Source organism: Amycolatopsis sp. QT-25 (assembly GCF_029369745.1).
In the GTDB taxonomy this organism is placed as follows: domain Bacteria; phylum Actinomycetota; class Actinomycetes; order Mycobacteriales; family Pseudonocardiaceae; genus Amycolatopsis.
This window is the reverse complement of record NZ_CP120210.1, coordinates 5,017,621-5,031,397: the sequence shown is the minus strand read 5'-3', so window position 1 is coordinate 5,031,397 and position 13,777 is coordinate 5,017,621. Positions and strand designations below refer to the sequence as shown.

The 13,777-nt window shown below is 72.2% G+C and carries 6 protein-coding genes; 5 read left to right on the top strand and 1 reads right to left on the bottom strand.

Annotated features, from left to right (window positions below; translation table 11 throughout):
* A complete protein-coding gene (locus P3102_RS23205; RefSeq protein ID WP_276361719.1) occupies nucleotides 1–801 on the bottom strand; it encodes an SDR family oxidoreductase in 801 nt (266 codons plus the stop codon).
* 303 nt (nucleotides 802–1,104) lie between these two features.
* Between P3102_RS23205 and P3102_RS23200 the strand changes: the two genes are divergently transcribed.
* From P3102_RS23200 to P3102_RS23180, 5 genes are read left to right on the top strand one after another with little or no spacing between them, the layout of a single operon-like run.
* Nucleotides 1,105–7,443, top strand: a complete 6,339-nt coding sequence (locus P3102_RS23200; RefSeq protein ID WP_276361718.1) for a type I polyketide synthase — start codon at nucleotides 1,105–1,107, stop codon at nucleotides 7,441–7,443.
* Nucleotides 7,444–7,454: 11 nt separating this feature from the next.
* Nucleotides 7,455–11,480: a beta-ketoacyl synthase N-terminal-like domain-containing protein gene (locus P3102_RS23195; protein WP_276361716.1), complete on the top strand. Its 4,026-nt coding sequence runs from the start codon at nucleotides 7,455–7,457 to the stop codon at nucleotides 11,478–11,480.
* Nucleotides 11,481–11,495: 15 nt separating this feature from the next.
* Nucleotides 11,496–11,795, top strand: coding sequence for a phosphopantetheine-binding protein (locus tag P3102_RS23190; protein ID WP_276361715.1), 300 nt, complete (start codon nucleotides 11,496–11,498; stop codon nucleotides 11,793–11,795).
* A gap of 4 nt (nucleotides 11,796–11,799) precedes the next feature.
* A complete protein-coding gene (locus tag P3102_RS23185; RefSeq protein WP_276361714.1) occupies nucleotides 11,800–12,585 on the top strand; it encodes an alpha/beta hydrolase in 786 nt (261 codons plus the stop codon).
* Entirely contained in the window at nucleotides 12,582–13,715 is a 1,134-nt protein-coding gene (locus tag P3102_RS23180) for a nucleotide disphospho-sugar-binding domain-containing protein (protein WP_276361712.1), read from the top strand. The genes P3102_RS23185 and P3102_RS23180 overlap by 4 nt, the downstream gene beginning before the upstream one ends.
* Nucleotides 13,716–13,777: the final 62 nt, after the last annotated feature.

The following is a 13,777-nucleotide window of genomic DNA, read 5'->3' as shown; positions in this document are numbered from 1 at the left end:
TCACCTCTTCCGCGCGCCGGTTTCGAGGATGGTGCGGTCGATCCATTCGTCGAGACCGGCCGCCTTGCGGGCGTAGGTCTCCCGTACCGATTCGTGCGGCAGGATCAGGAACTCCTCCGACGCCAGGCCTCGCACGACGGACTCCGCGACTTCCTCCGGCTCCAGCAACGGCGCGGCGGCGGCGATGGCGAGCGCGGCGGGATGCCCGGCGGCGATGCCCGGTTCCAGCAGCGCGGTCCGCACGCCGAGCGGGCACAGCGCGCTGACCCGCACCCCGCGCGGCCGGTAGGTGATGGCCAGCCATTCGGCGAGGCCGACGGCCGCGTGTTTCGTCACCGAGTACGGCGCGTCGCCGGGCGTGCCCAGCAGGCCCGCTCCCGAGGCCGTGATCAGCAGATATCCGGTGCGCCGGCTCAACATCGCGGGGAGTGCGACCTGGGCGGCGTGCACATGCTGCATGACGTTGATCGCCCACGAGCGCGTCCACTGTTCGTCCGCGGCGTGCACGCCCGTCCCGAACGCGGCACCGGCGTTGGAACAGAACAGGTCCACCGGCCCGAACTCCGTGCGGGCCTCGGCCACCAGCATCTTCAGGTCCTCTTTGGACGACGCGTCGGCGTGTCGCGCGATCGCGGCGCCACCGGAGGCGGTGATCCCGGCGACGACCTGCTCGGCGGCCTCGAGATCGAGATCCGAGACCACCACCCCGGCGGCGCCCTCGGCGGCGAACCGCCGGGCCATCGCGGCGCCGATACCGTGTGCCGCGCCGGTCAGCACGACGACTCGTCCTGTCACTTCCACATGCGCTCCATGGTTATCGATCCTGCTTTCGATGACAATTCTTCTGTTTTGTGATGCCGGTGAGCAACGCGTTGTTCGAAACTGCGACGACGATGATAAAAGTGCAGGTCAAGAGCATGTTCCGACAGTGTCGACATATTTGTTTCCGGCGCCGGACTTTAGCATGTGATCCCTTGTTTTCCGAGGTTTGGTACGGGAGTATTGCGCTCTCTGCGGCAAGTAGGTTATTTCTTGGGAATCCCGCTGAAAGATCGCCGAACCCGGCGAGGTTCGACCAGCCCCAGCCGAACAGGAGGTCCGCCGGTGAGTCATGCGACGGCGCGCACGCGGGTACTCGGCGTCAACCCGCTCGGACGTCCGGATCCGGGGCTGGCGGTCGCCGTCGCCAGGGGTGGCGGCCTCGGGATCGTGGACATCGGGTCCACCGTGTCCGTCTCGTCCCTGTCGGACGGCAGGTCTCCGTTCGGCGTCCGCGTCCCGGCGGGCCGGCACCTGCGGGACGAAGAGGTGCGGGAGAGCGGTGCGGGGCTCGTCCTCCTGGCCGAGGGGGCGGTTTGGCGGGGCGGGGCCGATCTTCCCGTACTGGCCGAGGTGACCGGTGTCGAGCAGGCCGTCCGGATGCTCGACGCGGGCGCCTCCGGTCTGGTGGCGAAGGGAGCCGAATCGGGCGGCTCGGACCTCACCACGTTCGTTCTGCTGCAGCGGTTGCTGAAGCGGTTCGGCGACGACGTCCCGGTGTGGGCGTACGGGGGCATCGGGCCGCGGACGGCGGTGGCCGCGATCGCCGGCGGCGCGGCGGGGGTGGTGCTCGACGGGCTCGGCCTGTTCCCGGAGGCCGACGTGCCCGCGATCGCGCGGGCCGAGCTGGCCAGGGCCGATGACGGGCTCTCCGCGTTGTTCGTGAACCGCTTCGAGGATGCGGAAAGCGCTGTCCGGACGGTCGTGCGTTCCCTCTCCGTGCCGGTCTCGGCGAGCCCCTCGGGCCAAGGCGTACGGCTGTGCCGCACGTTGGGGACCCGCCTGCCGGTCGTGCAGGGGCCGATGACACGGGTGAGCGATCAGCCCGGTTTCGCCGCCGCCGTCGCCGCGCACGACGGCTTCCCGTTCGTCGCGGTGGCGACGGCGAACGGTGCCAAGACCGCCGAACTGCTCGGCCGCACCGCCGAAGCGCTCGGCGAGCGGCCCTGGGGCGCGGGCATTCTCGGCTTCGTCCCGGAGGCGTTGCGTGCCGGACAACTCGCGGCGATCCGGGCGGCGCGTCCGCGCTGTGTGCTGATCGCCGGCGGGAAACCCGCGCAGGCCAAGGCGCTGGAGGCCGACGGGATCGCGACCTTCCTCCACGTGCCGTCCCCGATCCTCCTGCGGCAGTTCCTCGACGCCGGGATCCGCCGGTTCGTCTTCGAAGGCGCCGAATGCGGCGGGCACATCGGCCCGCGGTCCAGTTTCGTGCTGTGGGAACAGCAGTTGGACATCCTCCGCGAACACGGTGCCGAGGACGTCGAGGTGCTGTTCGCGGGCGGGATCCACGACGCCCGGTCCGCCGCCATGGTCTCGGCGATGGCGGGACCGCTGACCGGAATCGGTGTCCTGATGGGCACCGCGTACCTGTTCACCGAGGAAGCCGTGACCCACGGCGCCATCACCGAGGTCTTCCAGGACCGTGTGCTCGACGCCCGGTCCACGGTCACCCTGGAGACCGCGCCCGGGCATCTGACCCGCTGCCTGCCCAGCCCGTACACCGACGAGTTCGCCGCGGTGAAGGCCGGGCTCCGGGCGGACGGCGTCCCGCCGCAGGAGAGCTGGCAACGGCTGGAGGAGCTGAACACCGGACGGCTGCGGATCGCGAGCAAGGGCATCCGGCGGGAAGGCGACGCCCTGGTCGAGGTCGACGCGCTCGGCCAGCTCGCCGAGGGAATGTACCTGGCGGGCCAGGTGACGGTGCTGCGCGAGCAGCGCACCGACATCGCCGCCCTGCACCGGGAAGTCACCGAGGGCGCGGCGAAACTGCTCGCCGGCCGCGCGCCGGCCGTGGAGTCCGTGGTGGAGTCCGTTGTGGACGGTGACGTCGCCATCGTCGGCATGGCGTGCGTGTTCCCCGGCGCGCCCGACCTGCCTGCCTTCTGGTCCAACGTCTTGCGCGGCGCGGACGCCGTCACCGAGGTGCCGGATCGACGCTGGGACAAGGAGGTGTACGCGGACCAGTCGACGTCCGAATGGGGTGGTTTCCTGCCGTCCGTGGAGTTCGACCCGCTCGCGTACGGCATCCCGCCGAAGTCGATGGGCAGCATCGACCCGGCCCAGCTGGTGTCCCTGCAGACGGCACGCCGAGCCCTCGAAGACGCGGGCTACGGCGACGGCGGTTTCGACCGCGAGCGCACCAGCGTCATCTTCGGTGCCGAGGCCGGCGGCGATCTGGCGAACGCCGGTGTGCTGCGCGCGCTGCTGCCCAGCTATCTCGAAGACGTCCCGGAGGAACTCCTCGCGCGCTTGCCGGAGCTGACCGAAGACTCGTTCCCCGGCACGCTCGCCAACGTCATCTCCGGCCGGATCGCCAACCGGCTCGACCTCGGCGGCGCCAACTACACCGTGGACGCCGCCTGCGGCTCGTCGCTGGCGGCGCTGGACCTCGCGGTGAAGGAACTGCGGTCGGGTACGAGCTCGATGGTCCTGTGCGGCGCCGTCGACCTGCACAACGGCGTCAACGACTACCTCATGTTCACCTCCGCGGGGGCCCTGTCGCCGACCGGCCGGTGCCGCCCGTTCGACGCGGGGGCGGACGGGATCGCGCTCGGCGAGGGCGTCGCGTGCCTCGTGCTCAAGCGCCGGGCCGACGCCGAACGCGACGGCGACCGTGTCTACGCCGTGGTCAAGGGCGTCGGCGCCGCCAGTGACGGCAAGGCGCTCGGCCTGACCGCGCCGCGTCCCGAGGGGCAGCGACGGGCCCTCGCCCGTGCCTACCGCGACGCGGGGGTCTCTCCCGCGGACGTCTCGCTGGTGGAGGCGCACGGCACCGGCACGGTCGTCGGCGACGCCACCGAACTGACCACGCTCACCGAGTTCTTCCTCGACGCGGGAGCCGAACCGGGCCGATGCGCACTGGGCTCGGTGAAGAGCCAGATCGGGCACACCAAATGCGCCGCGGGGCTGGCAGGCCTGATGAAGGCGGCGCTGGCGTTGTGGCACGAGGTCGTACCGCCCACGCTGCACCTGCGCACGCCGAACCCCGCCTGGGACGCCGAGCGCAGTCCCTTCACCTTCTCCACCGGGGCCCGGCCGGCGCCGGTTCCCCGCGGCCGGGAGTTCGCCGGAGTGAGCGCGTTCGGGTTCGGTGGGACCAACTTCCACGCGGTGCTCGCCGCCCCGGGAGTCCCGCCGGGACGGCGGCACGGCCCGCGTGACTGGGACGCGGAGCTGGTGCTGCTCCGAGGGTCCGATGTGGACGGTGCCAGGGCCGCGTTGCGTGACCTGCTCGCGGCGAACGAAGGCCGTCCGCTGCGGGAGATCGCCGCGCTCGCCGCCGAACGCGGCGGAGCCGAACCGGTGCGGCTCGCGGTCGTCGCGAGTGACCTCGCGGAGCTGCGTGAGGCCGCCGAGAACGGCGGAGGGCTCACCGCCGAGCACGTCGAAACCGGTGCCGTCGCGTTCCTGTTCCCCGGCCAGGGCAGCCAGCGCACGGGAATGCTGGCGGAGTTGTTCGTGCACTTCCCCGAACTGGCCGACGTGCTGAGGCTCGCTCCCGACGTCGCCGCGACCGCCTTCCCGCCGCGTGCGTTCACCGAAGAGGCACGGGCCGCCCAGGACGAGGCACTCAAGGACACGCGGGTCGCGCAGCCCGCGCTCGGGCTCGTCGAGTCGGCCGTGTGCCGGTTGCTGGCCGATCTCGGTGTCCGGCCGGACCTGCTGGCGGGGCACAGCTTCGGCGAGCTGACCGCGCTGTCGGTCGCGGGCGCCTTCGACACCCCGACCTTGGTGGCGCTCAGCCGGGCCAGGGCTCGTTCGATCGCCGAAGTCGCGGGCACCGACCCGGGCGCGATGGCCGCGGTGAAGGCGTCCCGCGAGGAACTGGCCACCGCGCTCGAGCACCCGGACGTCGTACTGGCCAACCACAACGCGCCGGACCAGACCGTCCTTTCCGGACCGACGGCCGCCGTGGAGGAGACCGTCCGGATGCTGCGGGACCAGGGGATCGCGGCCAAACGGATCCCCGTCGCCTGTGCCTTCCACAGTCCGCTGGTGGCCGGGGCGAGTGAGGTGTTCGCCGTCGATCTCGACAACGCCGAGATCGGTGAGCCGGGCGCGCCGGTGTGGTCGAATCATACCGCCCGGCCGTACGACGCCGGTGCCGTACGCGCCGGACTCGCCGCGCAGATCGGATCGCCGGTGCGCTTCGTCGAGCTGGTCGAGGACATGTACGCGGCGGGTGCGCGCACGTTCGTCGAGGCGGGCCCCGGGCAGGTGCTTTCCCGGCTGACCAAGGAAATCCTCGGTGACCGGCCGCATACCGTGCTCGCTTGCGACCCCGGTGGGCCGGGGCTGCGAGGGTTCCTCACCACGCTCGCGCGCCTGGCGCTCATGGGTGTCGACGTGCGCACCGAACGGCTCTTCCACGGCCGTGTCCGCGTCGGCCCGCTTCCCGCACCCGCCTGGACCGTGGACGGCCAGACCGTCCGCGCGCCCGGCGGCGAGGTCCCCGCTCATGGGCTCGTGCCCGCCCGACGAATCCCGAGGACGACCATGAACCAGCCCGCGCCCGGTCGTGACCAGGCCGTCGTCGAATTCCTCCGCACCAGCCGCGAAATGCTGGCGGCGCAACGGGACGTGATGCTGGGCTACCTCGGCACCGCGCCGCTCGCCCCGGCCCCGGTGCAGGTCCCGGTCGTGCCGTCGGTATTGCCGCCCGTCGAGGCCCCGGTCGCCGCGCCCCGGTCCGCCGTCGAGCCGGAACCGGCCGCCGCGATGCCGGCATCAGCCCCGATCACCGACGTCCTGGCCACCGTGGTCGGCGCGATCAGCGAACGCACCGGCTATCCGGCCGAGATGATCGACGCCGATCTCGACCTGGAAGCGGACCTTTCCATCGACTCGATCAAACGCACCGAAATCGCGGGCGCGCTGCTCGCGAAGCTCGGCCTCACCGCACGGGTGCCCGACGACGCCCAGGATCAGCTCAGCCGCGACCGGACGGCGAGCGCGCTGGCCGCGCGGCTGCGGAAATGGCTCGAACCGGCCGCCCCGGTCGCCGCGGCCCCGGCGGGCACCTCGCCCGGCCGGTATCTGCTCGGCCGCGTGTCCGCGCCGCTCCCGACACCCGATTTCGCCAGGGTGACCGGCAAGACGGTCTCGGTGAGCTTCGAGCCCGGCCAGGAGGACTTGGCCGAGTCGGTCCGCGGGATGTTCCTCGACGCGGGCGCCGTGCCGGAGGAGCGGGCAGAGGCCGACTTCGTCCTCGTGCTGAATCCGTTGTCGGACACCGAAGAACCGGTCGCCGCCCAGGTCTTCGGCCTGCTCAAAGCGGCCAAGGGCGCGGTGGTCGTGGTGGCGAGGGCGGGCGCCGGGCACACCGCCGGACTGCGCGGTCTCGTCCGTGCCGCGGCGCGGGAGCGGACCGAGCCGACCAGGCTGGTGGAGCTGGAGTCGACGGTGGACCTGGCACGGATAGTGCTGGAAGAGGCGATCGCCGACGGACCGGCGGCCGTCCGTTACGACACCGCGGGGCGCGCGGCCTTCGAACCCTCCGCGGGCTCTCTCGGTTCGATCGCGTACGCGGGCGCCGGCCCCGGCGGCGGAGAGGTCAAGGCACTCGGCCTCGACCAGGATTCGGTGCTGCTGCTGATCGGCGGCGCACGGGGGATCACCGCGCGGGCGGCGGTCGCGCTGGCGGCGAGCGGATGCCGGATCGAACTCGCCGGGCGCACCCCGTGGCCTGCCGAACCCGGCGACGAAGACCTGCCCGGTGACGCGCCGGGGATGCGCTCGGCCTTGGCCGCGCGGGGTGGTTCGCTGGCGGACATCGAACGCCGGGTGCGTACCGTGCTGGCCCAGCGTGAGATCGCGAGAACACTCGACCAGATCGCCGCGGCGGGCGGTGTCGCGGCCTACCGGTCGCTCGACGTGCGCGACGCCGCCGCCGTCCGGCAAGTGGTGAAGGATCTGCACACCCGCTACGGCCGGATCGACGGTGTCGTCCACGCCGCCGGGGTGATCGACGACAAACTGATGGCCGACAAGGACGAGCACTCGTTCCGCACGGTCTACGGGACCAAAGTGGACGGTGCCCGCGCGGTGCTCGACGCTCTGGAGCATTTCGGTGTACGGCCCGCGTTCGTGACGTTCTTCGGCAGCATCGCCGCGGTGCTGGGAAACCGGGGCCAGACCGACTACGCGGCGGCGAACGACGCACTGGAGACCCTGGGCGAACAGTGGGCCGAGCGCACCGGCTGCCGGGCGCTGACCGTCCACTGGGGACCGTGGGCGCCCTCGGACGACCACGCGGGCATGGTGTCGCCGGAACTGGCGCGCGAGTACGAACGCCGCGAGGTGGCGCTCATCGACCCCGACGAAGGCACCACCGCACTCTTGCGTGAGCTCGCTTTCGGCCCGGCCGACGTCCGCTCCGTGCTGTACACGGCGTCACTGTGGTGAACCAGGCCCCAGTGACCCAGGAGCCGGTCGCGATCGTCGGGATGGGTGTCTTCCTTCCCGGTTCGTCCACTGTGGACGAATACTGGCAGAACATCGTTTCCGGCACCGACGCGATCACCGACATCCCGCCGCATCGCCGGGATCCGAGTTTCCACGCTCGCGACGGTCACACCCCCGACCGCACCTACGGGCGGCGCGGCGGGTTCGTCGCCGACAGCCTGGACTTCGACGCGACGGCGATCGGCATCGCCCCCAGTTCCGTCGCCGGGATGGAGCCCGACCAGCTGGTGGCGCTGGCCGTGGCCGCTTCCGCGGTCGACGACGCCGGTGGTCCGCGGCGGCTGGGCGACCTCGAACGCGTGGGCGTGATCCTCGGCAGGGGTGGCTACCTCTCGCCCGGGCTCCAGCGGTTCGACCAGCGTGTCCGGTCGGTCCGCCAGATCACCGGCGCCGTCCGGGACCTGCTTCCCTCGGCGCGTCCGGAGATGCTGGACAGGCTCCGTGAAGCGTTGCTGGAACCGCTCGGCGAGTTCCGGCCGGACAGCGCGATCGGCCTGGTGCCGAACCTCGCCGCGTCGCGGGTCGCCAACCGCCTGGATCTCGGCGGCCCGGCGTACACGGTGGACGCCGCCTGCGCGTCGTCGCTGCTCGCCGTGGACCAGGCGATCGGCGAACTGGCCCGTCGTCGCTGCGACGTCGTGCTGGCCGGCGGCGTGCACCACTGCCACGACGACACACTCTGGTCGATGTTCACCCAGCTCGGTGCCCTGTCACCGAGCCAGCGGATCAGCCCGTTCTCCCGCGACGCGGACGGCCTGCTGATCGGCGAGGGCACCGCGATCGTGGTGCTGAAGAGGTTCTACGACGCACGCCGCGACGGCGATCGCGTCTACGCGGTACTGCGCGGCTCCGGGACGTCGAGCGACGGCAAGGGCGCGAGCCTGCTCAGTCCGGCCGTGGCGGGTCAGACCCTCGCGCTGCGCCGCGCGTGGGCGTCGGCGGGTCTCGATCCCACCGCGCCCGGCGCGCTCGGCCTGCTGGAGGCGCACGGGACCGCGACACCGACCGGGGACGCGGCAGAACTGGCCACCCTCGCCGAGGTGTTCGGCCCGCCGGACGGACCGCGTGCCGCGATCGGGGCGGTCAAGGCGATGATCGGGCACACCATGCCGACCGCCGGGGCCGCCGGCCTGATCAAGGCGGCACTCGCGCTGCACCACGCCGTCCTGCCGCCCACCCTGAACTGCGTCGATCCCAGTCCGCTGCTGGACAAGACCCGGTTCCGCCCGTTGTCCGCCGCCGAGCGGTGGCAGGCGGGCGACGTCCCCCGCCGGGCGGCGGTCAACGCCTTCGGCTTCGGCGGTGTCAACGCGCACGTGGTGCTGGAGGAAGCCGACCCGGCGCCCGCGCGACCGCGGCGGGCCGAGGTCATCGGGGAGCCCGAGCAGGTCCTGCGGCTCGCGGCGGCCACGCCGGACGAACTGCGCGTGCTGCTCGACCGCCCGCATCCGGAATCCGGCGGACACGGCCCGTGCCGGATCGGGATCGTCGGGCCGACCGGCAAGCGGCTGGAAGTCGCGCGGCGGGTGCTCGCGAAGGTCACGGCCGAGGGCAGGTCCTGGCACGGGCCCAACGACATCTGGTGCGGTACGGCTCCCTTGCTGGCGCAGGCGGGGGCGAAGACCGCGTTCGTCTACCCGGGCCTGGAGGCCGACGCGGAACCGCGCTGCGCCGACGTCGCCCGGCACTTCGGCCTGGAGCGGCCCGAGTGGTCGACCGCGAGCGTGCTCGCGCGCGCTTCCAGCGTGTCCCAGGTCGGGTTGCTGCTCGACACCGCGCTGCGGCGGCTCGCCATCACCCCGGATCTGCTCGCCGGGCACAGCGTCGGCGAATGGACCGCGATGCAGGCGGCGGGGATGTACCCGCGGCAGTCCACGGAGGACATGCTGGACCAGTACTGGCCGCGGGGATTCACTCTGCCCGATGCCGAATTCCTCGTTCTCGGCTGTTCCGCCGAACGGGCGGAGGCGCTGCTCGCCGCCGAACCGGAGCTGATGATCTCCCACGAGAACGCGCCGCGGCAGACGATCGTGTGCGGGGATCCGGCGGCGGCGGCCCGGCTCGCCAAGCTGTGCACCCAGCACGGCGTCGTCGCGAGGACACTGCCGTTCCGGTCCGGGTTCCACACCCCGCTGATGCGCTCCCGGCTCGGCCCGTTCACCCGGCTCGCCGCGGAACTGGACCTGAAGCCGCCGCGGGTCCCGGTCTGGTCGGCGACCACGGCGCGGCCGTACCCCGCGGATCCGGTGGAGGTCCGCGAGCTGTACCTGGCCCATCTGGTGCGCAAGGTCCGGTTCCGGGAACTCGTCGAGGCCCTCTACACCGACGGCGCCCGTGTCTTCGTGCAGGCGGGTGCCGGTCAGCTCGGTTCGTTCGTGACGGACACGCTCGGTTCGCGGCCGCATCTGGTCGTCCCGGCGTCCTCCGGCACGAGGCCAGGGCTCGCCCAACTGCGCCGGGTGGCCACCGCGGTCTGGGTGGAGGGCGGACGGCCCGCGTTCGACGCGCTGGAGCCGCGCCGGACCCGGATCGACACGGCGGGCACGCTGCTCGCGGTCGACGGCGAGGTCAAGGGCATGTTCGCGGGCACCGGTGCGGAGCCCGAACTGGCCGACGGGATCCCCGACGCGATCGTCGCGGAATTCACCGCGCTGCTCGCCGAGACCCGCCAGGCCGCGGCGAGTGTCGTCAACGCGGCGGCCCGGCGGACCTTCGAGTCCACTGTGGACGTCTCGCTCGCCACGATGCCGTACCTGGTGGATCACCGGTTCTTCCGTCAACGCGAGGACTGGCCGGACGAGGCCGACTTCCGCCCCACCGTCCCGGCCACGACACTGGTCGACCTGGCCTGCCGGGAAGCGGAACGGGCTTGGCCGGGATCGGTCGCGACCGGCGTGAGCAACGCCGCGTTCTCCCGATGGCTGATCGCCGCCCCGGCGGTGCGCGTACCGCTTTCGATGACCCGCGAGGGCGACCGGATCAGCGTCCAGATCGGACCGCACGCCAGTATGGACGTCCACCTGGCGCGGCGATATCCCGCGGCACCCCGGCCGTCCCCGCTCCCGGGGCCGGAGACCGCGCCGCCGCTGACCGCCGCCGAGATCTACACCCGCCGCGAGATGTTCCACGGTCCCGCCTACCAAGGGCTCGCCAAGCTCATCGGGCTGGGCGAACGGCACATCCGCGGCGATCTCGTCGTGCCGTCGGCGCCCGGCGCGCTGCTGGACAACGTCGGCCAGCTGCTCGGCTGCTGGCTGATGGCCACCAAGGCGGACGCGCTGCTGGCCTTCCCGACGTCGATGGGCCGGATCACCTGGTACGGGCCGGAACCGGCGCCGGGCACCCGGTTGCGGTGCGTGGTCCGGGTGCGGCTGCCGCGGCCGGACGTGCTGGAGATGGACGCCGAACTCGTGCGCGACGGCGCCGTGCTGGCCAGGATCGAACAGTGGCGGGACATCCGGTTCCCGTGTGACCGGCCCGCCCACCGGGTCTACGCCTTCCCGGACCGGCACCGGCTGTCGGAGGAGCACCACGGCGGCTGGACACTGGTCACCGACCGCTGGCCGAGTCCCGCCGCGCGCGACATCTACGCCGGTGTCTACCTCGGCGCGGGGGAACGCGCCGAATTCGCCGCCTGCGCGCCGCGGCGGCAGCGCGGCTGGCTGCTGGAACGGATCGCGGTCAAGGACGCCGTCCGCGCGAAACTCGGCTTGGACGGCGTGTACCCGGCGGAGCTCCGCGTGAGTGCCGACGGGACCAGGGTGACCGGCCTCCACGGCCGGACGGTGCCGCCGCTGGCGGTGGCCGTCGCGTCGACGGGAGAGGTCGCGGTCGCCCTCGTCCGCGACCCGACCGCGACACCACCCTGGATCGCCGTCCGGGCCGAGGGGGAGTCGCCGGCGCAGGCCGAGGAGATCGGCACCGGAGTGGAGTACGCCGGGATACCCGGGCACGTCGTGGCCTGGAACCGCGGGTAGGAACAGGAGCAGAGCATGACGATCGAACAGCAGAGCCCGGTGTCGGTCTTCGGGACCGTGGCCGAGTTGCTGAGGGAACTGGTCGGGGACACCGACGTCCTCGGCATCGAGATCACCCCGCAGACCACCTTCCACGAGGATCTCCAGCTGGAGAGCATCGACCTGGTCACCTTCGCGAGCATCCTCGCCGAGTTCTTCGGCGCGGACGTGAACCTCGCGGAGTTCCTGGCGGAGAAGGACCTGGACGACGTGATCGGGCTCCGGGTCGGCGACATCGCGGACTACGTGGCCGCCCGCCTCGGCGAACGGGGGTGAGGCGGTGCCGACGATGACCGTCAACGGGCTGCGCACGAACGTGCAGCTCGTGCCCGGCGGGGGCACGGAGACCGTGGTGTTCCTGCACGGGATGGGCACCGACAGTCTCGCGAGCTTCTACCTCACGCTGGCCCCGCCGGTCGCCGCCGCGGGTGTGGACGTGATCAGCTACGACCTGCGCGGGCACGGAAAGACCGAACGCCCCGAGCGCGGGTACACGATCGCGGACTTCGTCGCCGACCTCGACGACCTGCTCGACCAGCTCGACCTCGACCGGCCGGTCCACCTGGTGGGCAACAGTTTCGGCGGCACCCTCGCCTACAGCTACGCCGTGGCGAAACCGGACCGCGTGCGCAGCATCGTGTGCATCGAATCGGAGCCCGCCACCGAGCTGTGGGCCGGCAAGATGGCGCAGATCCTCGAGCACACCGTGCGGTTCCTGAAGGTCGAGGAGAGTTTCGACTGGATCGAGGCCAACTACAGCGCCCATCATCGGCGGCTGGCGCGCATGGCGGCGGAGCGGATCATGGCGACGTCGATGGCCGAGGAGGTCCCGCTCGGCCCGTTGCTGACCGAGGATCAGGTGGCGAGCATCGGCTGTCCCGTACTGTCCATTCTGGGCAGTCACGGCTATCAGGCCGACGACCTCACCGCGCTGACGTCCTTGCTGCCCCGCGGGGAGTTGCACGTGTTCGAAGGCCAAGGGCATTCGGTGCTCGTCGAGCAGCACCGGGAAGTCCGTGAGCTGCTGCTGGACTGGATCTCCCGGCACGGGAGGCCACGCGGATGAGCCGGTTCCTGCTGGTCGTCCCGCCGCTCACCGGGCACGTGGCGCCGTTGCGCGCGGTGGCCGCCGAACTGGTGGGGCGCGGCCACGACGTCGCCTGGTGCGGCCCGGAACCGACGACGTCCGAGCTGACGCGCGCGGGCCGGGTGTACGCGGCGGGTGACGCGCTGGAGTTCGCCGTGGAGCGCCGTCCCGAAGGCCTGCGCGGCTTCGCGGCGCTGAAGTTCCTGTGGGAGCAGTACCTCGTCCCGCTCGCGGACGCGATGGTGCCCGGCGTCGAGAAGGCGGCCGCCGCCTTCCGTCCCGACGTCGTGATCGCCGATCAGCAGGCCTTCGCGGGCGCCCTCGTGGCGAGCCGCCGCGCCGTGCGGTGGGTGACGTCGGCGTCGACGTCGACCGAACTCGGCGATCCGCTGGGCGCCATGCCGAAGATCGCCGCTTGGGTCGGCAGGCTGCAAGACGGTCTCCGTGAGCGGCACAAGGTGTCCTGCGGAGACTTGCGTTTCTCCCCGGACCTCGTGTTGGCCTTCACGACCGTGTCCCTGACGGGGCCGGTCGCCGACGCGGGCGCGGTCCGGTTCGTCGGCCCCGCGCTGGCCCCGGCGCCCCCGGTGAGGTTCTCGTGGGACCTGCTCGACGGCCGTCCGCTCGTCCTCGCCACCCTCGGCACCGCCAACGCCGCCCTCGGCCGCCGCTTCCTGTCCGAATGCGTCGACGCCCTCGCCGGGATGCCGGCCGTCCAAGGTCTGGTCGTCGATCCCACCGGTGAGCTGATCAGCGACGAAGTGCTGTTGGCCAACCGGATTCCGCAGGCGGAGCTGGTGCGGAAGGCGGCGGCGGTGATCTGCCACGGCGGGCACAACACCGTCAGCGAGACCCTCGCTTCCGGGCTGCCGCTGGTGATCGCGCCGATCCGGGACGACCAGTCGATGCTCGCTCAGCAGGTCGAGACCGCCGGCGCCGGGCTGCGGCTGCGCTTCGACCGCGTGAAGGCCTCCGGCATCCGCCGCACGGTCACCGAAGTGCTGACCGAGCCCGCCTACGCCGCGGCGGCCGCGCGGGTGCGGGCCTCGTTCGCGGCGGCCGGGGGAGTCGTGGCGGCAGCGGACCACCTGGAGGCCCTGCCGCGCTGACGGTCAGGCGTGTGCGAAGGCGTAACACGCGTGTCTGGAGGCGCATCACGCGTGTCCAAGGC